Source organism: Acinetobacter sp. HR7 (assembly GCF_000773685.1).
GTDB lineage: Bacteria > Pseudomonadota > Gammaproteobacteria > Pseudomonadales > Moraxellaceae > Acinetobacter > Acinetobacter thermotolerans.
In genome coordinates this window covers 24,734-45,193 of record NZ_JPQO01000046.1, presented here as the reverse complement: position 1 = coordinate 45,193, position 20,460 = coordinate 24,734, and the positions used below count along the sequence as shown (strand labels likewise).

Sequence of the window (20,460 nt, the reverse complement as noted above, 5' to 3'; positions counted from 1 at the left end):
TTAATAATTTAGTTTTGGCTGACACTGACCGTTTTATGGATATCAGCATCCGTAAAGGTAATTCGGCTGACCTGATCTCCAGACTCTAATCCGCGAACCACGGCAAGGTTGTCGTTATAGCGCTGATCCAGAACTTCAATATTCAGCTTCATAATTTTGTTTTGTCGAATCACCCAGACATAAGGCTTGTTTTGAATATCGCGGATGGTATCTAGTGGAATCAGTTGCCCAGCTATTTGGCGTGAATTGAGGATTTCACCATCGACAAAAGAGCCGATACTTAGAGAAGTAATGGTTTCATTTGGACGAGCAAAAAACTCGATCTGTCGACTGGCTTGATCAGCAATCGGTGAAATCCGGCTAATTACTGCAGTGAGCAGATTCGGGTTGCCTTGAATATGGTATTCGATTTTACTGCCAACTTTTAAATCCGCCTGCATTTCGCTTGGTATTTTGGCCTGGATTTCCAGTTGATCTGGATCCACGATTTCAAACAGGGTTTGTCCGGCAGTGACGGTTTGTCCTGGTTCAACTTGACGTTGGGTAATTACGCCACTAATTGGGCTGGTGATAATCCCATCACGATCCGCTTTTTGCGCAATATCGACATTGGCCTGTTGCGCACGGACATTTTCCAGCTGGGTCTGATAGTCGACCCGGCTCTGTTCATATTCTGCTTGGGAAATAAAGCCCTGATTGAGCAAACGTTGTTTACGCTCCATCATTAGATGGGCCTGATTAGCCTGTGCTTGGGCAGAAGCGCGGTTGGCCTGTGCCTGCGCCAGACGGGCAGCATTGTCCTGATTATTCAGTCGTACCAAGATTTGACCTTTTTGAACACGCTGACCGACTTGTGCATTGACACTGGTCGCAGTTGCGGTGACTTGTGCCTGAATACTGCTTTGATTCACCGCACGGATGGTGCCGGTAAAGGCGGTGCGCTGAACTGCATTGCCAGTTTTAACCGCAACCAAGTCTTGCTGGATCAGCTCAATAGTCTGGGACGTTTGTGGTGGAGTAGGCTCAGCTTCTTTATTATTGCAAGCACTTAATAGCAGACTCAAACAGAGCAGACTTAGTGCAAAAGTGGAATGACAGGTTTTAGAATTTTTCTTGGTCAAAATATACGGTGCGGAGTGCATAAGGGTCCTTATATCGCGCTGTCCACTGAAGCAGCTGCAGGAAATGCTTAATTATTCAAGCGCTTTTAAACGCTGGATAATTCTGTCGTATTCTGCTTCCTTGTTTCGATAGCGAGTTTGTAAAGATTGAATATTTTCTTTTTGTGCGTGCAGATTTTTTTCATTATTGGCCAGGGTGGTTTTTAAATGCGCTGGCACAGTCTGACCCTTACGCAGATATTCACGTTCCTGACGGACAAAGCTCACCCGGTCTTTTTGTAATTGCTTCATCTGTTCTTGCTGGAATTCGATCTGCTTTTTCAGCTGGGACAGGGTTTCATTCTTTTTCTGGATCGCGGTTTGGCTGTTATTGTAGGCGCGTTTTAACTTCTGGTCTTCAACCTGTTGTTTTACTTGAGCGGCGCGTTTAGGTGCCTGACGAATATCTGCTTCGACATTATAAGGCTTGGCACGCTGGATGACCTGCATGTTGGCATCCAAGGCTTCATAGCCATAACGAATATGATTAGGGGTCACATTGGTACTAATAGTAGGCACGCCCTTACTATCATAGTAACGGTACCATTTGGCTTTGCCAGGCGCAGTATTGGAGGCTGCAACTGTGGTTGTCAATGCCGCTTGTAACAGGAGTGTGGTCAAGATCGCCGTCTTCTTGAAGATGGATTTTACTTGATCCAAAGAAGCAGGTTTTTCCCCAAGCTGGCGCATGTTTGGCTCCACAAATGACAGTTGACTAATAAATGAGATTTAAAGTTGACTAAATTACTTATTTTACAATAATAATACTGATATATTATGCCTAATTACTCCAATAAAAAACTATTCACCTCTAAATAGCAAGTCAAAAAAAAATCATTGAAGCAAGGAAAGTGTGAAATCGTTGTTAAAAACTGATCTTTTTGCCTACTTGGGTAGAAAATGCTCGTTGATAATGCCCAGACAGGTATGTTAAAAATAATCGACACATATATAAATTTCCACTATAAGTCGCGTTGCTTATGGTTTTTAAAATGGGAAGGGTTAAGAAATGGACGATAAATTCCAAAATCTAAAAGTTATGGTCATTGATGATTCAAAAACCATTCGTCGTACAGCGGAAACTCTTCTTCAGCGTGAGGGGTGTGAAGTCGTTACTGCAGTGGATGGCTTTGAAGCACTGTCCAAAATTGCAGAGGCAAATCCCGATATCGTTTTTGTAGACATCATGATGCCGCGCCTAGACGGTTACCAGACTTGTGCCTTGATTAAAAACTCGCAAAACTACCAGAACATTCCTGTTATTATGCTATCAAGTAAAGATGGTTTGTTCGACCAGGCTAAAGGCCGTGTAGTAGGTTCAGATGAGTATCTTACTAAGCCATTCAGCAAAGATGAGTTGCTGAACGCAATCCGCAACCACATCAGCGCGTAATATATTTGAATTTTTTTGGGGATAATGAGCATGGCACGTATTCTAATTGTTGATGATTCACCGACAGAAACATTCCGCTTTCGTGAAATTTTAACTAAAAACGGTTTTGAAGTAATTGAAGCATCCAACGGGGCAGATGGGGTGACCATGGCACAGGCAGAATTGCCGGATCTGGTGCTGATGGATGTGGTGATGCCAGGGGTGAATGGCTTCCAGGCAACTCGCCAGATTGCACGTGGGGCCACTACAAAACATATCCCTATCGTAATTGTAAGTACCAAGGATCAGGCAACTGACCGTGTATGGGGTAAACGTCAGGGTGCTGCAGATTATCTGACCAAACCTGTAGATGAAAACCAGTTAATTGATGTGATCAAACACCACCTCAATGCAGGATAAAACGCTATGGCAGCGAACGGATTTATCGAACTGCTTCGCATTGCTAAACGGGGTAATAAAAACTACGTTTCCAATGAAAATGAAGCGAACCGATGGTCAGGCATAGCTTTTGAGATGATGGGGCAATATTTTGTTGCTCCACTTGGGGAAGTATCAGAAGTCATATATCCGCCAACATATACACCAGTCCCAAATACCCAGCCTTGGGTGCTTGGGCTGGCAAATATTCGAGGCAGGCTGCTTGCAGTATCGGATTTGGCTCAATACATGTCTGGACATAGAAGCCAGTACTCGCCAACTCAAAAAGTTTTATGTATTAACCATAATGAACAGTATGTCGGCCTGGTAGTAGATCAGGTTTTGGGGATTCAACACTTTAACAAGAAAAGTTTCTTTTCTAAAAACACTGAACTGGATCAGCACCTGCAAGAGTATTGCCAGGGCTATTTCCATCAGCATAACCAGCGATGGCATGTATTCCTGTTCAGTCGGTTGTTGCAGAATCCAAAATATATGAATGCATCTATAAAATTTATAAATTAATTTGTCGCACGTAAGAAGCCGGGCGTAAATTCGGGGAGAGGCTGTATGGGCTTTAAGCTTAAAAAGAAAAATACAGGTGAGGGTAATGACCGCAAAGGCGGTAATGCCTTTTTAGCAAAGATTCAATCACAAGCAGATCAATGGTCACGTGTATTTGGGGATAGTGAAAAGTCTAAACCTTTAATTTATGGGGCAATTGGCTGTCTGTTAGCAGCAACCATCACCTTATTGTACCTTTTCTATAGTGTGCCACGTGGTAACGAATTAACACGTAGTCTTGGTGAATTGCGTCTGCTTTCTCAAACCATTTCTCGTCAGGCGACTGAAGCGACGGCTTCCGGTACTCCTGAAGCAATGAAAAACCTGACCGATTCTCAAAAGGCATTTGCTGAGAACCTGGAAACAGTCAAAAGCATTCATTCCAATAATGAAGCACTACAAACTGTAGACAAGCAATGGTCTGAAATCTCTGAAAGTATTGACCTGATTGCGTCTCAACAAAAAATCATTAACCAGTTATATGACACCAACATTGCGATTGGTGAAGCGATTCCTGGAATTCAGGCGGAATACAACCTGATGGTTGACCAGATGGCGCGTCAGGACATGCCTTCTAACCAGGTGGTTATTGCGAAAAACCAGGTGTTCATCGCAGAACGTATCTTGCGTTCGATCAGCTTGGTACTGTCAGGTAATGATGGTTCTCGTGAATCTGCGGACGACTTCAGTGCCGATACCGAAACCTTCGGTTCTTACCTGAATGCACAGTTAAACGGTTCAGCAGAACTGGGCGTACTGAAAATCACTGATCCAGCACTACGTGAATCATTAGAAGGCATCAAGGCTGAATATGATGATGTACTGCAATCAGCAGCTTCGACTATCCTGAAAAACTCTGCACAAATCGTGAAGGTACGTCAGGCGTCTGCTTCAATCTTCGGTCAATCTGACAAACTGTTAGATAACTTGAACCAGCTGTCTGGCAGTACTGGTCTGAAAACCACTGTTCCTGCGATTCTGTTAATCCTGTTATTAACCGGCTTCCTGGTTTGTGTATTTAAACTGCTGTCACTGCGTGGTGCATCGGATAAACAACGTGTAACCCGTCTGCAAGAAGAATATGACCGTAACCAGAATGCGATTCTACGTTTACTGGATGAAATCGCGGACTTGGCGGACGGTGACCTGCGTTCATACGCGACCGTATCTGAAGACTTCACCGGTGCGATTGCTGACTCGATTAACTTTGCGATTGACCAGTTACGTGACCTAGTATCGCGTATTACTGAAACGTCTCAAGAAGTGGCGCAATATACTGCGACCACACAGAGCATTACCAACCAGTTGGCTGAAGCATCTGAACACCAGGCGCAAGAGATTGCCGGTGCATCTGCTGCGATTAACGAAATGGCCCTGTCTATTGACCAGGTATCTGCCAACGCGGAAGAGTCTGCAGTCGTTGCGGAACGTTCGGTACAGATCGCGGCAAATGGTGCGGACGTCGTAAACCGTTCTATCGAAGGTATGGATACGATTCGTGAACAGATTCAGGAAACGTCTAAACGTATTAAACGTCTGGGTGAATCTTCACAAGAGATTGGTAACATCGTTGCCCTGATTAACGATATTGCCGACCAAACCAACATCCTGGCATTGAACGCTGCGATTCAGGCGTCTATGGCGGGTGAAGCAGGTCGTGGTTTCGCCGTGGTAGCGGATGAGGTACAGCGTCTAGCGGAACGTTCAGCATCGGCAACCAAACAGATCGAAGGCCTGGTAAAAACCATTCAGACCGATACCAACGAAGCGGTAATCTCGATGGAACAAACCACAGCGGAAGTTGTACGTGGTGCGAACCTGTCTAAGGATGCCGGTGTGGCACTGGATGAAATTCAGACCGTATCGAACAACCTGGCAAAACTGATTGCGAACATTTCCGATGCAGCGAAACTGCAGGCAGCATCTGCAGGTCATATTGCAACTACGATGAACGTCGTACAGGAAATTACTTCGCAAACCACCACTGCAACATTCGACACAGCACGTTCGGTATCTGAACTTGCGAACATGGCGGATGCATTACGTGAATCTGTATCTGACTTTAAACTTCCAGAATAAGTCAGAAAACTTTGGGGGAGGATGTGTCTTTGTCTAGATGAAGGCACATCCACATACAGATAAAGCCTCGACAAGATGTACCTGACTGCAAAGTGAGGTCTCGCGTGACAATCCCGATACAGATTGAGCACCCTTCTTGGCGGAAATACGTAAGAAGCCTTAGCTATGAAAGAAATATTAAAAGACTTAGTTGAAACGACAGCGCTTCCTGAAGATAGTTATCTTGATCAAGATGCTGAAATTTTAGAAATTTTCGTCGAAGAGATTGAAGAAATCTTTGTCGAGTTAAACGCTTTATTTCCACAGTGGCTTGCCACACCAGATCATAAAGAAACACTGACGACCATTCGCCGCCATTTCCATACCTTAAAAGGTTCAGGGCGTATGGTGGGGGCGAAACAGGCCGGTGAAATTGCCTGGACAGTTGAAGATACCCTCAACCGGGTATTGTCAGGCACACTTGAACTGACACCAACTATTCAAAAGTTTGCTCAGGCAACTTTGAATGTCTATCAATACCTGTTGTATCCATGCTTTAAACAGACACAACCATTAACCGTGGATCTGCGCCCAATCGTATTGCTTGGGCAGCAACTGCAACAGCAGCAGACCCCAGAACCAGAATTAGAAGAATTATTACAGCTGGCAGATACACTGACGGCAGAAGGCCAATACTCTGGTCTTGAACTTGCAGATACAACAGAAGAAACGCCTAACGTTGAAACTCCTGTAAATGAGGTTACGGCTGAAGAAGCAATAGAGACTGTTGAAACCGTTGCAGAGGAACGTAGCGATCTGGAAGAAACGGTTGCGATCTTTATTGAAGAAGCTGAAGAGCATCTGGCAACGATTTATGACTTCCTGAAGCATGAAAATATTGCCAAGCAGGATTACAACAGTCTGATTCGTGCGCTGCATACCCTGCGTGGCAGTTCATCTATGGCGCAGATTGACCAGATTTTTGATGCCAGCTCTAAGGTTGAAAACCTGTTTAAAACACTGGTTCAAGACGAAATTGCATCGACTTCCAAAGAAATTGCCTTGTTGCAGCAATATTCTGAATTTGTGGGTGATTATCTGCACCTGTTGCGTCAGGGCAAAACTGAACAACTGGATGCGATTTCTGCAACTTTTGATGCAGCCTGGAATGACTACGGCTTTATCACTACCGAAGATCATGATGCGGTGCAGTCGCAAGGTTTGGTATCCCGTCTGGTTGAACTGAATATCGACCAGTTGCTGGATGCCGAGTTTGAATTTGACCGCCGTGCCGTTGAAGAATATCCAGCTTATATTGAAGCCTTAAGCCAGCAGGCAGCTGAACTGGTGGCGCATACGGATAACCGTGCAGCTGTGGGTATTCATGAATTCGCCTCACAGTTAAAAGCGGCTTATGATGCACTGATTCATCGACCAGTGTTGCTGCAAAGCGATTATGCCTTTGAGCTGTTCGCACAGGCGCATCAGGAATTTATCCACCTGTTCGATACCCTGGCTGCAGGTCAACGCGTGATTCTCAGCGCAGAAGTTGAAAAACTGTTGGCGGATCTGTCTGCCTTTGTACAGCAAGAGATTGAAGAATTCGAGCCAGAAGCAGCGCCTGAAACAGTGGTAGAAGCACCTGAGGCTGCTCCTGTAGCTACAGGTAGTGTTGACTTTGCTGCCATCAGTCAATGTATGGATCTGGACCGTCAACAGAGCGAATATGATGCTTCCAATCGTGACTTCGATGCAGATCTGCTGGATATCTTCCTGGAAGAAGCCGATGAGCTGCTAGCAGGAATTGACGAAGACCTGAATACCTGGGCACGTGAACCAGAAAATACCGAATCACTGAATAACCTGATGCGTTATCTGCACACCCTCAAAGGTGGTGCAAACATGATTGCAGCAACCAATATCGGTTCGATTGCGCATGAACTGGAAAGCATCTATGAACGCGTGATTCGTCAGCAGATTGCGGTATCACCAGCACTGATCCAGATTGTGCGACTGGTACAGGATAGTGTTTCTGACCGTATCCAGACCATCCGTGATGAACTGATTGATTATCCAGCGACAGAAACCATTAATATCCTGCAAAACATCCAGGCACTGGCTGCGGGTACAGCAACAGCGACTACAGCAGTCGATACTGCAGTGGTTGAACCTGTGGTTGCTGTGGAAGCAGAATCGGAAGAAGATAGTGAAGAGATTGCTGTTGAAGCTGAAAGCACTGAGTCTGTAGCAGAAATTTCTGAACCGGAAATTCTGTTAGATCCGGTTGAAGAAACAGTTGTTGAAGAAGTAGCTGCAGCATCAGTTGAACCTGTTTCAGAAGAAGACGAACTGAAAGCGATTGTTGCAGAGACGTTCCGCGAAGAATCTGAAGAGATTCTAGGAAATGCTGAGAAGCTGCTGGAACAATGGTTCGACCAGCGTAGTGACCGTAGCTTGCTGCTCCAATTACAACGTGCGGCCCACAGTATTAAAGGTGGGGCGCGTATGGCAGGCGACGAAACCATCGCAACTATTGCCTATGGTCTGGAAACCACTTTCGAACAGTTCGCGGTTCATCATTTCAACTCCAATGCCTACGACAGCCTGTTACAGCAGACCTGGAAATGGCTGGCTCAGGCAATCTTCAAGCATGATTACAGTGGTTTTGAACAGATCAAGACTGCGTTAGATGCAATTGAGTTTGTCGATGTCACTGCACAGTTGCCGGAACGTCTGACCAAAACTGAAAGTCTTGATATTACTACTGGCTTTGAATTTGTTCAGGGTGATGGTACTGAACCACCTAATATGATGGGTGAGTGGGCAGAAACAGCGGCTTCTGACAACAGCAACGAAATGATCCGTATCTCGGCTGATCTGGTTGAGAAGATGATCGATCTGTCGGGTGAGAATTCGATTAACCGTTCGCGTATCGAGATGGATCTGGGGCAGCTCGGCAATACCCTGAACGAGATGGAACTGGCGATCAAGCGTCTGGCCGATCAGTTACGCCGAATGGAAGGCGAGCTGGAAACCCAGATTATTGCCAAGCACGGTGCTGAAAACTCGCGCTATACCGACTTCGACCCATTGGAGATGGACCAGTATTCCTCTCTGAACCAGCTGTCGAAATCGCTGGCTGAATCTGCATCGGATTTAATCGACTTCAAGTCAACGCTGGCGGAAAAAATCCGTGATACCGAAGGCCTGTTACTGCAACAGTCACGTATTCAAGCTGAAATTCAGGAAAGCTTGATGCGTACCCGTCTGGTACCATTCGACCGTATGTTGCCTCGTCTGCAACGTATCGTTCGTCAGACTTCGACCACCTTGAACCGTCCGGCCGAACTGATTGTTCAGAATACAGAAGGTGAACTGGATCGTAATATTCTGGAACGTCTGGTCAGTCCGTTTGAGCACATGCTGCGTAACGCGATCGACCATGGTCTGGAAGATACCGCAGAGCGTATTGCGCTGAACAAGTCGGAAGTGGGTTCGATTGTACTGAACATCAGCCGTCAGGGTACTGATGTACTCATCTCCTTTAGTGATGATGGTAAAGGGATTGACTCAGAAGCGATCCGTGCCAAAGCCATTGCGAAAGGCTTGCTGAAAGAAGAGCAGCAGGTGGATCAGGAAGAGCTGTTGCAGTTCATCTTCCATCCAGGCTTCAGTACTGCGAAAGAGGTCACCCAGATTTCTGGTCGTGGTGTGGGACTGGACGTGGTACAAAGCGAGATCAAGGCGCTCGGTGGTCATGTTTCAGTGAAATCTGAACTGGGTAAAGGCACGACCTTTACCATTCGCGTACCGACTACAGTAGCAGTCAGCGATGCCCTGATGGTGAAAGCTGGCGATCAGCAGTATGCAATTTCTCTGGCACAGATCGACCGTATCGTGCGTATTGCACCAACCACTCTGGAAACTTACTTCAACAGTAAAGATGACTACTTCAAGATTGATGGCGTGAACTACAAACTGCGTTATCTGTCTGAGTTTGTTGTCAATCAGCCAGTGCCACGTCTGAATAACATCGCGAACTCACTGCCAGTGTTGCTGATCAAAGGCAACAATGGTCAGAGTATTGCCTTGCTGGTAGACCAGTTAGTCGGTTCACGTGCACAGATTGTGGTGAAACCAATTGGCCAGCAGTTTGCCAATATTGGGGTAGTTGCCGGTGCAACAATTCTCGGCGATGGTAGTGTCTGCCTGATTCTCGACGGTCAGAATGTTGCCCGTCAGGCACAGGCAACACAACGCATCAAACAGGTATCCGATCAGCAGGATCTGTCACGTCGTGGTAATGCCCGCCGTCTGGTGATGATCGTCGATGACTCCGTAACCGTGCGTAAGGTCACTTCGCGTCTGCTCGAACGTCAGGGTTACGATGTGGTAACCGCCAAAGATGGTGTGGATGCAATTGAGCAGCTGGAAAATGTTCGTCCGGATCTGATGCTGCTGGATATCGAGATGCCACGCATGGATGGTTTCGAAGTGACCAATCTGGTACGCCACCACGATATTCACCGCAACTTGCCAATTATCATGATTACATCACGTACTGGCGAGAAGCATCGTGAACGTGCCTTCAGCTTGGGCGTCACCCATTATATGGGTAAACCGTTCCAGGAAGCTGAACTGCTTGCCAATATTCAAGAACTAATCGCTGCTCAACAGGGGTAATGCATGAGTCAAAACACTTTAAGTAGCGTCGCGGCAGACAAGATCAGTCAGCAGGAACTGCAACACCTGATTACAGTTTCTACGGGGTTTATCGATGCCTATATTATTGACTGTTACGGCAAAGATCCGATGCTGTTGCCACAGAATATTGTTCTGTCTGCATTGGACAGTAGCACGCAGGTAAAAACGGTGGATTGGCATGAAGCCAAGCTGCCGGTATATGCTGTAAATGATCCAGGCCGTAACAATGGTGTAGCCTTGGTAATTGAAGGCGATGAAGTCAGCCAGCGTTTTGCCCTGATGTGCAATGAAATGCCGAAGACCATTCGTTTACGTATTTCAGAAATCGTCGATGATGATCAGGAAGTCACTGATCCTGCGATTTTCCAGTATGTACGTATGGGGGAGCAGCGTTTTCATATTCCAAATATGGCACATATCCAGTCAGCTATCAGTATAAGTATTTTCCAGACGTAAAAAAGGAACTCGATGGAGTTCCTTTTTTTATTTTGCTTAAATAAGTTTGAATCAGTTTGCCAACAGGTTAATCAGAATTTTTTCATAAATCTCAGCCAATGGCTCCAGATCGGCAATATCGACATGTTCATTGATCTGGTGGATGGTGGCATTAAGGACACCGAGTTCCAGTACCTGTGCACCTGTAGGGGCAATAAAGCGGCCATCTGAAGTACCCCCCGAAGTGGATAGCTCAGTTTCAGTGCCGGTGACATCACGGATCGCATTTCTAGCAGCATTCACCAGTTCGCCCACTGGGGTCAGGAATGGCAGGCCAGACAGAGTCCAGTTGATTTCATAATCCAGACCGTGACGATCTAAAATTTCTAAGGTACGTGCTTTAAGTTCTTCAGCTGTTACTTCAGTAGAATAACGCCAGTTACACAGTAAATTCATCGTACCTGGTACCACGTTAGTAGCACCAGTACCGGCATTGATATTGGAAATCTGGAAAGAGGTCGCAGGGAAGTATTCATTACCATTATCCCAAACTGTGTCACATAGCTCAGCAATAGCTTTAGAGGCAACATGAATTGGATTTACGGCAAGGTGAGGGTAAGCCACATGGCCTTGTTTGCCTTTTACTGTGAGGTTTGCATTCAGCGAGCCACGACGGCCATTTTTAACCACATCACCTAGCTTGTTGGTACTGGATGGTTCACCGACCAGACACCAGGTAATTTTCTCATTACGCGCTTCTAAAGTCTCGATGACTTTTACAGTACCATTAATCGATGGACCTTCTTCATCCGAGGTGATCAGATAAGCAATCGAACCTTTGTGGTTTGGGCATTTTTCGACAAAGCGTTCAGTTGCAACTACCATCGCTGCCAGTGCGGTTTTCATATCCGCGCTGCCACGGCCATAGAGTTTGCCATCACGAATTTCAGGGGCAAATGGGTCTGAATTCCAGGCATCCAGATTACCGGTTGGCACGACGTCAGTATGGCCGGCAAAGCAGAATACTGGGCCTTCAGTACCTTTACGTGCCCAGATATTGTCGACATCTTCAAAACGCATGTTTTCGATGTTGAAGCCCACTTTTTTCAGGCGTTCTGCCATGATGTTCTGGCAATCATGATCGACTGGAGTAACGGAAGGCTGGCGGAGCAGTTGCAGGCTTAAATCGAGAGTTGCGGAAGAAGTCATATGAGATTCATTCATCAATCGGGAATATTGTGGGCCCTATGATAGGCGAAGATGCGGTAACTTGTGAATCTTAGGCATAAAAAAACCCTGATAAGTGCAGGGTTTTTTATGCAAAATGCTGAATTAGTTGCGGCGGATTTCGTCAGAGGTTTTTTCTGCTGTACCGGTCACTGCTTCACCAGCTTTAGATACGTCTTTACCAACACCTTTTACGGTATTACAGCCGGTCAGTACAAATGCCAATGCCAAAGAAGTTACTAGAATTGTTTTCATCATCATCTCCGTATTATCAATAATAAAATTATTATGATGTGGGACTTAGATTAAAAAATATACCGTTGAAAAAATATGTGGTTTTGATAGTGCTTAAGTAAATTAATGTATTAGTTATCAAATTTTTCCGTAATCATTAAATCAGTACCGGAACCCGAAACATATAGAACTCGCCATTAAGAGCCGATTTATATAAGCCATTAGTCCACCAATGTGGATAATCACCGTTCACGTTCTGATTCGGATAGATCCATTCATGCCGTTGCAGGCGATAGAAGCCTTTTTCTTTCGGTGGAATCTGGTAACCCCAACTGCCCAAACGCCGTCCCAGATTCACCCAGTCAGGAAGAAGTGCATGGTATTGAGTCGGTAAATATAATTGACCTTTTAATATGCAGTAACGTTGATCAATCGAATAGCCCGCCGCTTCCTGAAACTGGAACTGTTGCTGGGTAAAATGATTAAGTTTGCGATACAAGGTGTCACTACGATTAAGGCCATACCAATGTGGCAGACTAAAATCAGCTTCAGCCAGATAATATTTCAGGGCAATCTCCCAGTGCTCAACTTGATGGGTGCTCTGGTTGAGTAACAGGAAATCCAGTTCTCCTAACGTTCGTGGACCATCAATTTTCTGGATGCTGTGACCGAGCAAAGTATAAGGATGGTAAGCATCATCCAGTAGCCAGAACCAAATTAGCATCTCAAAACGTAGTCCCAGGCGGGTGCTTTTCAGTTGGCCGACAAAATTCTCAAGCTTTTGTGGGTTTTGGTCCAATTGCAGCAGTCGAGGATGGTAATTCTGCAAATGTTGCTGCCAGACCTGATCATCATGCAGGTCAAAATGATGCTTAAGGTCCAGGTCTGCAGGGATTTTACACAGAATGTTCGGACTACCTACTGCAAAGGCCAGCTGGCGTACCAGTGGATGCTGATACTGTTGCCATGGTTCAAAGAAATCCTGTTTTTGGCCGGATGCTGGCATGAAATGTCCCAAGTAAATATGCAGAAATATAACGGATAAGTGTAGAAAACACTTTATACTACCCTAATTCTGTGGCTAGGGTTGTGGTATGAAAATCTTGTTTTGGCGAAGTCTGGTGGTCATTTTTGTGATCCTGGGCTTTATAGGTGCGGTTTTGCCTGGCATGCCAACAACAGTTTTCCTGATTCTCGCCGCCTGGGCAGCGTCTAAAGGCTGGCCACAAATGGATGCCTGGCTGCTGAATCATCCCAAATACGGTCCGACTTTAAGAGACTGGCGTGCCAATGGTACGGTACCGCGTAAAGCCAAATGGATTGCCAGTATCATGATGTTTATTAGTAGCATCATCATGCTGTTTACCACTGCGCCATTAGCGGTCAAGATTTTTACCGATGTCACCATGCTAATCGTGGCGATCTGGTTGTGGTGTCGTCCGGAACCTGTCATAGGCACTGAGCAGCAACACGTACCATCTGAAAGGGAATAATTGATGTCACAATGGAATCTGGAACAAGCGGATATTCTGGTTGATCTGGCTGCGCAACAACTTTATTTACCTCGCTTCGGTAAATCTTATCCGGTTTCGACTGGTAAAAATGGTATAGGCGAGCAGGAAAATAGCGGCAAGACCCCGCGTGGTTGGCATAAGGTTGCAGAAAAGATTGGTGCAGATACGCCATTAAATAGTGTTTTTATCGCACGTCAGGCGACAGGCGAAGTCTATTCGGAAGAACTGGCTCAACAGTTTCCTAACCGGGATTGGATTCTGACCCGGATTTTATGGCTGAGTGGTCTGGAGGAAGGTTTTAACTGTGGTGAAGGCTGCGACACCTACAAACGTTACATCTATATCCATGGTACGCCAGATACTGAGCCGATGGGGATTCCGGAGTCACACGGCTGTATTCGCATGCGGAATATAGACCTGGTTGAGCTGTTTGAACTGGTGGATGAAAATGCACTGGTCTATATTTCGGAACAGCCTTTAGCAAAATAATCATTCCTATATTCTATGCTTCAAAGCCACTTTATCATGAACAGGTGAGGGGGGGGCTTTTTATTGCATTATTCACGTTTCAATCGGGGAAGGAACAATTACACCTTCTGCAATTGATCTTCAAAAAATGCGAAGTGTTCGATAAGTATTGAAGAAAATACAGCAATTCCCTCCATACATATCTTTCGTAAATGATTTTTTACATGATCACAACGTGCCCGTTGGCAAAGCTTTGTATACTATTTCGGCGAAATGGTCGCTCGAAGATCAGCTGGATTAATCCCTGTGCGATCTAAACGATCTGAAATACTGCAGCTATATATGTCGAGATTTTAAAATTTTCGGTATGAACCTAAAAAATAAACAAAAAGTGTTGTTTTTTTGGGTGATCCACCTATTTTTTAATCACTCGCACTTAAAAAGTGGAAAACATTTGGAAAAGCGTTTGACACGCTGAGAAGATTCTCTATAATGCACCTCATCAAGCGATGAAGTCGATTTGAAAGGGCGCTTAGCTCAGTTGGTAGAGCGTCTGCCTTACAAGCAGAATGTCGGCGGTTCGATCCCGTCAGCGCCCACCAAACTTCTTTCAAAGTTGAGACACTTTCAGTGCAGCGGTAGTTCAGTTGGTTAGAATACCGGCCTGTCACGCCGGGGGTCGCGGGTTCGAGTCCCGTCCGCTGCGCCACTTAAAGTTCTCGATCCATCGTTTGCCACAATAGCGACATTGTGTAAGTGCAGCGGTAGTTCAGTTGGTTAGAATACCGGCCTGTCACGCCGGGGGTCGCGGGTTCGAGTCCCGTCCGCTGCGCCATTTACATGATAGACCTTTTGAGGGCGCTTAGCTCAGTTGGTAGAGCGTCTGCCTTACAAGCAGAATGTCGGCGGTTCGATCCCGTCAGCGCCCACCAGATTTTTTGTGATGCAGCGGTAGTTCAGTTGGTTAGAATACCGGCCTGTCACGCCGGGGGTCGCGGGTTCGAGTCCCGTCCGCTGCGCCATCCTAAGAATCAAAACAGTTTGACCCTTTAAGGGCGCTTAGCTCAGTTGGTAGAGCGTCTGCCTTACAAGCAGAATGTCGGCGGTTCGATCCCGTCAGCGCCCACCATATCTTCTCAAGATATACGCGATGCAGCGGTAGTTCAGTTGGTTAGAATACCGGCCTGTCACGCCGGGGGTCGCGGGTTCGAGTCCCGTCCGCTGCGCCATTTTTCATTCCCTGATGTGGAAAATGTGTCTTCAAAGCAAGTTTCTTTCTTGCGTCATAAAAACAACAGTGTTGTTTTATTCCTCAGGGCGCTTAGCTCAGTTGGTAGAGCGTCTGCCTTACAAGCAGAATGTCGGCGGTTCGATCCCGTCAGCGCCCACCATATTCCTTCTTGCCTTTAAACGCCTTTTTTCATAGAATTCATAGATTATAATAATTTATAAGATTTCATGGCTATGAGAAATCCATATCAGCGCAAGGCAGCCACTAAAACTCAAAATACCCCTTACGATCCTTCACAAGCCTATAAACAATTTATTGAAGCCATTGTGGCACAGGGCGGCATTTATGCCTTGTATCAGGATGGCTGGGCACTGTGTGCAACGCCGACTGGTCAAAAAGCATTTGCTACTTGGCAAAGTAAGGGGCTAGCCAAACTGGTCATTAAAGATAACTGGGCCAATTATGAAGTTCAGGAAATCAGCTTTAAGGACTTTATTGAAAAAGTCATTCCTTTCTTACGTGAAGAAAGTACCATTTTATCCTTAGATCTGACCCCAGAAGGGCAGAATATTCTGGTAGCGCCAGAGAAAATGCTGCTGGATATCAAAAATTATCTGTATCAGATTTATGTGCAGAAGCCGGAATTATTTAGAACTGGCGAGATTCCATTACCGCGCCATATCCGTATTCATTAATTAATTGATTTGGAAAATTAATATTCATTCAATAGCCAACCGCTGAGAAAGGCAAAATATTCACGTAGCCAGGCGTTATAGCGGATATACAGTGGAGTTTCTGCACTGATATTAATGACATTGCTATAGCCTTGATGCTGGGCAATGGCTCGCGCGCGGATGCTATGGAAATCGCTGGTGACAATGGTAATGGGATCACTGAGCTGGATTTGATGCTGTTTCAGAATTGTTTTCGAATTCCGTAGGTTTAGTTCGGTACTGGTACTTTGAGCTTCCAATGCAATTGGATTGTAAATTGTAGGATACGTTTTCTTGAAATAAGCCTGCATCACTTCAGCTTCAGTATATTTTTCCTGAAAACCTAAACCACCAGTCATAATGATCAATGGTTTTGGATGGTGTTGTGCATAATGAGCTGCAGCATCCAGACGTTTTTGTAAGATCGGTGAGGGCTTGCCATTTTCGATACCACTACCTAGGACCAGAATGGCTTTAGTGGGCTGTTGGATATTGTCGCTATTGATATTGCTGGCAATAAAACCAAAGAAAATTACAACACTAGCGACCCATGTTAAAAATCCAGCCCACATGAGTTTCCATAAATTACTGCGAAATCTGGTTTTTTGTTGCCATTGTTGAAAATGATAAAAGAATAGGGCATACAAGATCAGCATAATCCCGATCACAAGTGGCAGTAAAATGCCCAGATGAATCTTGTCATGTGCCAGCAGCCACATGCTATCGGCAATCAGTAATAGTCCAGTAAGGGTGCTAATCAGACGCTTATAAAAACCTGGCATGGAGCATTCTGTCATTTTTATTTAGGTTGATTGTAGATATTTCGGAAGAATAGACAAGAAAAAAAACCGGGCAACTTGGCCCGGTTTTTAATGCATTGAATAAATTAATATACGTCGCGACGATAACGACCCTCATGACGTAACTGATCGACAGTGGCTTCGCCCAGGATTTCAATCAGGGCTTGATCGACATCGCTAGCCATCCCATTCAGGCTACCGCAGACATAAATCACGGCACCTTTGTCGAGCCAGGCTTTCAGTTCATCCGCAGCTTCACGCAGCTTGTGATGTACATAGACTTTTTCCTCCTGATCACGCGAGAATGCTAGATCTAGACGTTTCAGGGTGCCCATATTCAGCCAGGCTTCCAGGGTCTCATGGAAGAAAAAGTCATGCCCACGCTGACGTTCACCAAAGATCAGCCAGTTGTCATTATAGTTCTGACGGTTACGGGCATGCAGCAGACTCATCAGGCCAGCAATACCGGTGCCATTGCCAATACAGATGATTGGGCGGTTATCGGCAATCAGGTGGAAGGCGTCATTGCTACGGATACGCAGTGCAACTGGCACATTCAATGCTGCATGCTTAGTCAACCAGCCTGAACCTAGCCCTAACTCACCTGCAGCATTACGTTGCTGACGCACGACCAGACGCAGGAACTGCTGGCTTGGAATGCTGGCAATCGAATATTCACGTGTTGGCAGGGCAGGTAACTGTTCCAGTAAATCATCCAGTCCATTAAATGGTTTTACTGTAACCGTCAGGTCGCGATTCCACAGCGCCTGTTCAATGGTTTGCTGAGTTCCTGGCACCAATTGACCAGCTTCAAGCTTCTGCTGTGCCAGGAAATTCTGGATCCGTTCTGCACTATTACCCGGCTGGATTTCAGCAATATCACCCGCTTGCCAATTGGCTTCATGCTGCGGCTTCAGTTCCAGATTAAAGGCAGGAGCCCCTTGGCTGCCCGGATTGAGCAGTTCTCGTTTCACCAAGGTCCATTGGTCAAAGGTTTTCTCAATGCCCATGCCTTGCAGATCAAGATGGGTCACATCGGCTAATGCCATATTCCATTGCTGGATATCCGCATTATTGGCATTGTCTACTTCAATGATCTTAAACAGACGTTTGGCACCATTATTTTTTAGCCATTCATCGATACGATGCCCAAAGTGACAGAAGGTTTCCGGATATTCCTTGGAACCCAAAGCCAATACCGCATAGCTCAGATGTTTCAGGTCAGCCTTTTTAGACAGAATTTTCTTCTCAAACGAAGAAGCCAGATCCGGTGCTTCACCGGTACCATAGGTGCTCGCGACAAACAGCACCTGTTCCGCCTGTTGCAGGTCTGTCAGCGTCAGTTGCTGTACTGGTTTTACTGTAGCAGGTTGGCGTGCCTGTTGCAGGGCAGTGGCTGTACGCCAAGCCAGCTGTTCAGAAACACCAGTTTGAGTGGCATAAGCAATCAGCCACGGTTTGGCATTTGGATCCAGATCAACGGCTGCAGTGCCTTGACGGGCTGCAAGCGTCAGTTTCTTCTGTTTACGACGTTTCAGATACAGTAACCAGCCTGTGACAAAGAACAGCGGCATGGTCAGGGACGCGAGCATGACCAGGAACTGGTAAACCGGACCAAAGAAGCTGCCACGGTGTACCGGTAACATGCTGCTCATGATTTTTTCATTCAGTTTCTTGTCTTCATACAGTTCCACTGAAGTGAAGGCTGCATTTTGATAGTTATAGGTTGCATTATTACGCGCACGTTCATGCTGAACTTTAACATCGGTAAAGCTTAGCTTCAGTTCACCATCGGCCTTTTTCGGCAGGTTAAAGGTGACCGATGAATATTTGTCATTAAATTCATTCTGGAAACCGCTCCAGCTCTTATTTAATGCAGTCAGCAGAACAGCTTCATCAACACCTTGCTCACGGCCATCGCCACGCGGACCACGCTCACCTTCACCACGACCTTCGCGGCGCTCAGCCTGCATATCGCCACGTGCCTGTTCGCCTTCAGCGCGTGGACCACGTTGGCCCTCACCACGATGCTGTTCACCGCGTGCTTCGCCACGGCCTTGACCTTCACTGCCACGACCACCCGGGCCTTGCTGCATTTCTGGTTTTGGTCGTTCTACACCCATGACTTTATACATGCCACTGCGCCACCAGTCATAAGACCAGGTTAGACCGGTACACGCCAGAATCAGGTAGAAAATCGCCACCCAGGTGCCGGCAACGGCATGTAGATCCCAGATAAAGTTACGACCTTTGAGTTGAGGCTTAAACGCGAACCATTGTTTGATGGAGTGGCGTTTTGGCCAGCGGAGGTACAGACCAGACAGCACAAAGAAAATCAGCATCAGCGCACAGGCACCGGTTAGCTGCTTGCCGATTGGACCTAGGGTCAGGTTACGGTGTAACTGCTCTACAAATTTGAAGAATTTACGTCCCTTGATTTCAGGTAAAATTTCTGCAGTGTAAGGGTTGACCAGCATGTTATAGCCACGACGTTCACCTTCCTTGGCGATATTGATGGTACTCGAGCCTGTCGGATTGGCATCAATACTGACACTGTTGATCTGCAATGCAGGGTCCTGTTGCTTAAAGTGCTGATACAGTTCGGCCGGCGTCAGTTTTGGTCCCGGTTGTGCCTGTACGGTATAGCTGTCGCTATTGATCCATTTCAGGATAGGTTGTTCGTAGGAATAGATCGCACCTGTTACTCCCATCAGGGACAGGATCAGACCGGCAGTAATCCCAAGAAACCAGTGGATCTGGAAAAAGGTTTTTTTAAACATGGTCGTTATGTGGTCGAGGGGTTAATTAAAAAATGCGTTGATTATAGGGGGAGATTGTACAGGAAAAATGAATTTTGTAGATAATATTTATTCTCATTATCATTTGTGGCTCATACCATATTTAGAATATAAAAAAACCTCCATGCCGAAGCAGGAGGTTTTTGAGTAGAAGGTTTGGCTTAAAGCTCTTTAGGCGCGCCTACTTCTTCACGTAGATGCTTGCGAATGGTTTCGAAGGAGAAGTTCTTGCTGTCCATCCGTTTAGGCAGGATATAGGCACCTTGCTGGCCTTTGACCTTAAAGTTCAGCAACAGGAATTCTGGAGCATTGTACCATTCGTAAATGTCTTTCCAGCCAATCGCACCGACACCTTCTTGCAGGCCCATTTTCTGGCGCATTACGATACCGTGAGGTTGTACACCCAGGCGAATGCCTTTGATTTCCTGAACCGGAAATTCATTCATCTTGCGTTTGACATACCATTCCAGTCCAAACTTGCGGATCAGGAAGTATAGAACCACACAGACAATCGCAATCCAGCAGAATACGGTGGAGTAGTTTTTTAGCAGGATAATACCCAGGATAGAAAGGGCTAAAACGACTCCCATAATAGCCCAAGCTTTGGTGCCGATTTTATTGGTGCTACGCCAGATCAGCAGCTGCGCATGGCGCTGCTCTTCTTCTGAAATTTCATAGTTCACAGGCTGTAGGGTATAGGCGTATAAATTTTTCGCGGTCATAGTGAAATTTACAAATTTAAAA

At 46.0% G+C, this 20,460-nt stretch carries 17 protein-coding genes and 8 tRNA genes; 17 read left to right on the top strand and 8 right to left on the bottom strand.

Features of this window, described 5'->3' with window-relative positions:
* Positions 1 to 8: 8 nt before the first annotated feature.
* Both GW12_RS03290 and GW12_RS03285 read right to left on the bottom strand, forming a co-directional pair.
* Positions 9 to 1,142: an efflux RND transporter periplasmic adaptor subunit gene (locus GW12_RS03290; RefSeq protein WP_034583331.1), complete on the bottom strand. Its 1,134-nt coding sequence runs from the start codon at positions 1,140 to 1,142 to the stop codon at positions 9 to 11.
* Positions 1,143 to 1,193: 51 nt separating this feature from the next.
* On the bottom strand, positions 1,194 to 1,850 hold the full coding sequence (locus GW12_RS03285) for a hypothetical protein (RefSeq protein WP_034583329.1): 657 nt from the start codon (positions 1,848 to 1,850) through the stop codon (positions 1,194 to 1,196).
* 319 nt (positions 1,851 to 2,169) lie between these two features.
* On the opposite strand from GW12_RS03285, the gene pilG reads away from it, so the two are divergent.
* The 6 genes from pilG (at position 2,170) to GW12_RS03255 (ending at position 10,752) form a co-directional block, all read left to right on the top strand.
* Complete coding sequence (gene pilG / locus GW12_RS03280; RefSeq protein ID WP_034583327.1) at positions 2,170 to 2,553, top strand: twitching motility response regulator PilG; 384 nt, start codon at positions 2,170 to 2,172, stop codon at positions 2,551 to 2,553.
* 30 nt (positions 2,554 to 2,583) lie between these two features.
* On the top strand, positions 2,584 to 2,952 hold the full coding sequence (locus GW12_RS03275; RefSeq protein WP_034583325.1) for a response regulator: 369 nt from the start codon (positions 2,584 to 2,586) through the stop codon (positions 2,950 to 2,952).
* Positions 2,953 to 2,958: 6 nt separating this feature from the next.
* Positions 2,959 to 3,495 carry a chemotaxis protein CheW gene (locus GW12_RS03270; protein WP_034583323.1) on the top strand — a complete coding sequence of 179 codons (537 nt, stop codon included), beginning with the start codon at positions 2,959 to 2,961 and terminating at the stop codon, positions 3,493 to 3,495.
* Between the two features lie 45 nt (positions 3,496 to 3,540).
* Positions 3,541 to 5,613 carry a methyl-accepting chemotaxis protein gene (locus tag GW12_RS03265; RefSeq protein ID WP_034583321.1) on the top strand — a complete coding sequence of 691 codons (2,073 nt, stop codon included), beginning with the start codon at positions 3,541 to 3,543 and terminating at the stop codon, positions 5,611 to 5,613.
* 165 nt (positions 5,614 to 5,778) lie between these two features.
* Complete coding sequence (locus GW12_RS03260) at positions 5,779 to 10,275, top strand: Hpt domain-containing protein (RefSeq protein ID WP_034583318.1); 4,497 nt, start codon at positions 5,779 to 5,781, stop codon at positions 10,273 to 10,275.
* Positions 10,276 to 10,278: 3 nt separating this feature from the next.
* A complete protein-coding gene (locus tag GW12_RS03255; protein WP_034583315.1) occupies positions 10,279 to 10,752 on the top strand; it encodes a hypothetical protein in 474 nt (157 codons plus the stop codon).
* 51 nt (positions 10,753 to 10,803) lie between these two features.
* Here the strand turns inward: GW12_RS03255 and dapE are convergent, their stop codons facing one another.
* The 3 genes from dapE to GW12_RS03240 form a co-directional block, all read right to left on the bottom strand.
* Positions 10,804 to 11,940 carry a succinyl-diaminopimelate desuccinylase gene (gene dapE / locus GW12_RS03250; protein WP_034583312.1) on the bottom strand — a complete coding sequence of 379 codons (1,137 nt, stop codon included), beginning with the start codon at positions 11,938 to 11,940 and terminating at the stop codon, positions 10,804 to 10,806.
* Between the two features lie 123 nt (positions 11,941 to 12,063).
* Positions 12,064 to 12,213 (bottom strand): entericidin A/B family lipoprotein, encoded by a 150-nt coding sequence (locus GW12_RS03245; RefSeq protein WP_034583309.1) that lies wholly within the window; start codon positions 12,211 to 12,213, stop codon positions 12,064 to 12,066.
* A 136-nt stretch (positions 12,214 to 12,349) separates the two neighbouring features.
* Positions 12,350 to 13,198: a DUF1853 family protein gene (locus GW12_RS03240; RefSeq protein WP_034583307.1), complete on the bottom strand. Its 849-nt coding sequence runs from the start codon at positions 13,196 to 13,198 to the stop codon at positions 12,350 to 12,352.
* An 88-nt stretch (positions 13,199 to 13,286) separates the two neighbouring features.
* Here GW12_RS03240 and GW12_RS03235 point away from each other — a divergent pair, with 88 nt between their 5' ends.
* The 11 genes from GW12_RS03235 (at position 13,287) to GW12_RS03185 (ending at position 16,100) form a co-directional block, all read left to right on the top strand.
* Positions 13,287 to 13,685 carry a YbaN family protein gene (locus GW12_RS03235; RefSeq protein WP_034583304.1) on the top strand — a complete coding sequence of 133 codons (399 nt, stop codon included), beginning with the start codon at positions 13,287 to 13,289 and terminating at the stop codon, positions 13,683 to 13,685.
* A gap of 3 nt (positions 13,686 to 13,688) precedes the next feature.
* On the top strand, positions 13,689 to 14,195 hold the full coding sequence (elsL, locus tag GW12_RS03230; protein ID WP_034583302.1) for a cell wall-recycling L,D-carboxypeptidase ElsL: 507 nt from the start codon (positions 13,689 to 13,691) through the stop codon (positions 14,193 to 14,195).
* A gap of 505 nt (positions 14,196 to 14,700) precedes the next feature.
* Positions 14,701 to 14,776 (top strand) — tRNA-Val (locus GW12_RS03225).
* 30 nt (positions 14,777 to 14,806) lie between these two features.
* A tRNA-Asp gene (locus GW12_RS03220) sits at positions 14,807 to 14,883 on the top strand.
* A gap of 49 nt (positions 14,884 to 14,932) precedes the next feature.
* A tRNA-Asp gene (locus GW12_RS03215) sits at positions 14,933 to 15,009 on the top strand.
* 21 nt (positions 15,010 to 15,030) lie between these two features.
* Positions 15,031 to 15,106: transfer RNA gene (locus GW12_RS03210), tRNA-Val, on the top strand.
* A gap of 13 nt (positions 15,107 to 15,119) precedes the next feature.
* A tRNA-Asp gene (locus GW12_RS03205) sits at positions 15,120 to 15,196 on the top strand.
* 31 nt (positions 15,197 to 15,227) lie between these two features.
* Positions 15,228 to 15,303: transfer RNA gene (locus GW12_RS03200), tRNA-Val, on the top strand.
* A gap of 23 nt (positions 15,304 to 15,326) precedes the next feature.
* A tRNA-Asp gene (locus GW12_RS03195) sits at positions 15,327 to 15,403 on the top strand.
* An 86-nt stretch (positions 15,404 to 15,489) separates the two neighbouring features.
* A tRNA-Val gene (locus GW12_RS03190) sits at positions 15,490 to 15,565 on the top strand.
* Positions 15,566 to 15,638: 73 nt separating this feature from the next.
* Positions 15,639 to 16,100, top strand: coding sequence for a DUF2750 domain-containing protein (locus GW12_RS03185; RefSeq protein ID WP_034583299.1), 462 nt, complete (start codon positions 15,639 to 15,641; stop codon positions 16,098 to 16,100).
* A gap of 17 nt (positions 16,101 to 16,117) precedes the next feature.
* On the opposite strand, the gene GW12_RS03180 is transcribed toward GW12_RS03185, so the two are convergent.
* The 3 genes from GW12_RS03180 to GW12_RS03170 all read right to left on the bottom strand — a co-directional run bounded on the left by GW12_RS03180 (position 16,118) and on the right by GW12_RS03170 (position 20,438).
* Positions 16,118 to 16,900 (bottom strand): YdcF family protein, encoded by a 783-nt coding sequence (locus tag GW12_RS03180; RefSeq protein WP_034583297.1) that lies wholly within the window; start codon positions 16,898 to 16,900, stop codon positions 16,118 to 16,120.
* Positions 16,901 to 17,004: 104 nt separating this feature from the next.
* Positions 17,005 to 19,698, bottom strand: coding sequence for a sulfite reductase flavoprotein subunit alpha (locus GW12_RS03175; RefSeq protein WP_034583295.1), 2,694 nt, complete (start codon positions 19,696 to 19,698; stop codon positions 17,005 to 17,007).
* Positions 19,699 to 19,877: 179 nt separating this feature from the next.
* Positions 19,878 to 20,438 (bottom strand): SdpI family protein, encoded by a 561-nt coding sequence (locus tag GW12_RS03170; RefSeq protein WP_034583292.1) that lies wholly within the window; start codon positions 20,436 to 20,438, stop codon positions 19,878 to 19,880.
* Positions 20,439 to 20,460 lie beyond the last annotated feature (22 nt).

Coding starts and splice junctions, on each gene's coding strand:
- GW12_RS03290 (WP_034583331.1), bottom strand. CDS start 1,142: ATGCACTCCGCACCGTATATTTTGACCAAGAAAAATTCTAAAACCTGT.
- GW12_RS03285 (WP_034583329.1), bottom strand. CDS start 1,850: ATGCGCCAGCTTGGGGAAAAACCTGCTTCTTTGGATCAAGTAAAATCC.
- pilG (WP_034583327.1), top strand. CDS start 2,170: ATGGACGATAAATTCCAAAATCTAAAAGTTATGGTCATTGATGATTCA.
- GW12_RS03275 (WP_034583325.1), top strand. CDS start 2,584: ATGGCACGTATTCTAATTGTTGATGATTCACCGACAGAAACATTCCGC.
- GW12_RS03270 (WP_034583323.1), top strand. CDS start 2,959: ATGGCAGCGAACGGATTTATCGAACTGCTTCGCATTGCTAAACGGGGT.
- GW12_RS03265 (WP_034583321.1), top strand. CDS start 3,541: ATGGGCTTTAAGCTTAAAAAGAAAAATACAGGTGAGGGTAATGACCGC.
- GW12_RS03260 (WP_034583318.1), top strand. CDS start 5,779: ATGAAAGAAATATTAAAAGACTTAGTTGAAACGACAGCGCTTCCTGAA.
- GW12_RS03255 (WP_034583315.1), top strand. CDS start 10,279: ATGAGTCAAAACACTTTAAGTAGCGTCGCGGCAGACAAGATCAGTCAG.
- dapE (WP_034583312.1), bottom strand. CDS start 11,940: ATGACTTCTTCCGCAACTCTCGATTTAAGCCTGCAACTGCTCCGCCAG.
- GW12_RS03245 (WP_034583309.1), bottom strand. CDS start 12,213: ATGAAAACAATTCTAGTAACTTCTTTGGCATTGGCATTTGTACTGACC.
- GW12_RS03240 (WP_034583307.1), bottom strand. CDS start 13,198: ATGCCAGCATCCGGCCAAAAACAGGATTTCTTTGAACCATGGCAACAG.
- GW12_RS03235 (WP_034583304.1), top strand. CDS start 13,287: ATGAAAATCTTGTTTTGGCGAAGTCTGGTGGTCATTTTTGTGATCCTG.
- elsL (WP_034583302.1), top strand. CDS start 13,689: ATGTCACAATGGAATCTGGAACAAGCGGATATTCTGGTTGATCTGGCT.
- GW12_RS03185 (WP_034583299.1), top strand. CDS start 15,639: ATGAGAAATCCATATCAGCGCAAGGCAGCCACTAAAACTCAAAATACC.
- GW12_RS03180 (WP_034583297.1), bottom strand. CDS start 16,900: ATGCCAGGTTTTTATAAGCGTCTGATTAGCACCCTTACTGGACTATTA.
- GW12_RS03175 (WP_034583295.1), bottom strand. CDS start 19,698: ATGTTTAAAAAAACCTTTTTCCAGATCCACTGGTTTCTTGGGATTACT.
- GW12_RS03170 (WP_034583292.1), bottom strand. CDS start 20,438: ATGACCGCGAAAAATTTATACGCCTATACCCTACAGCCTGTGAACTAT.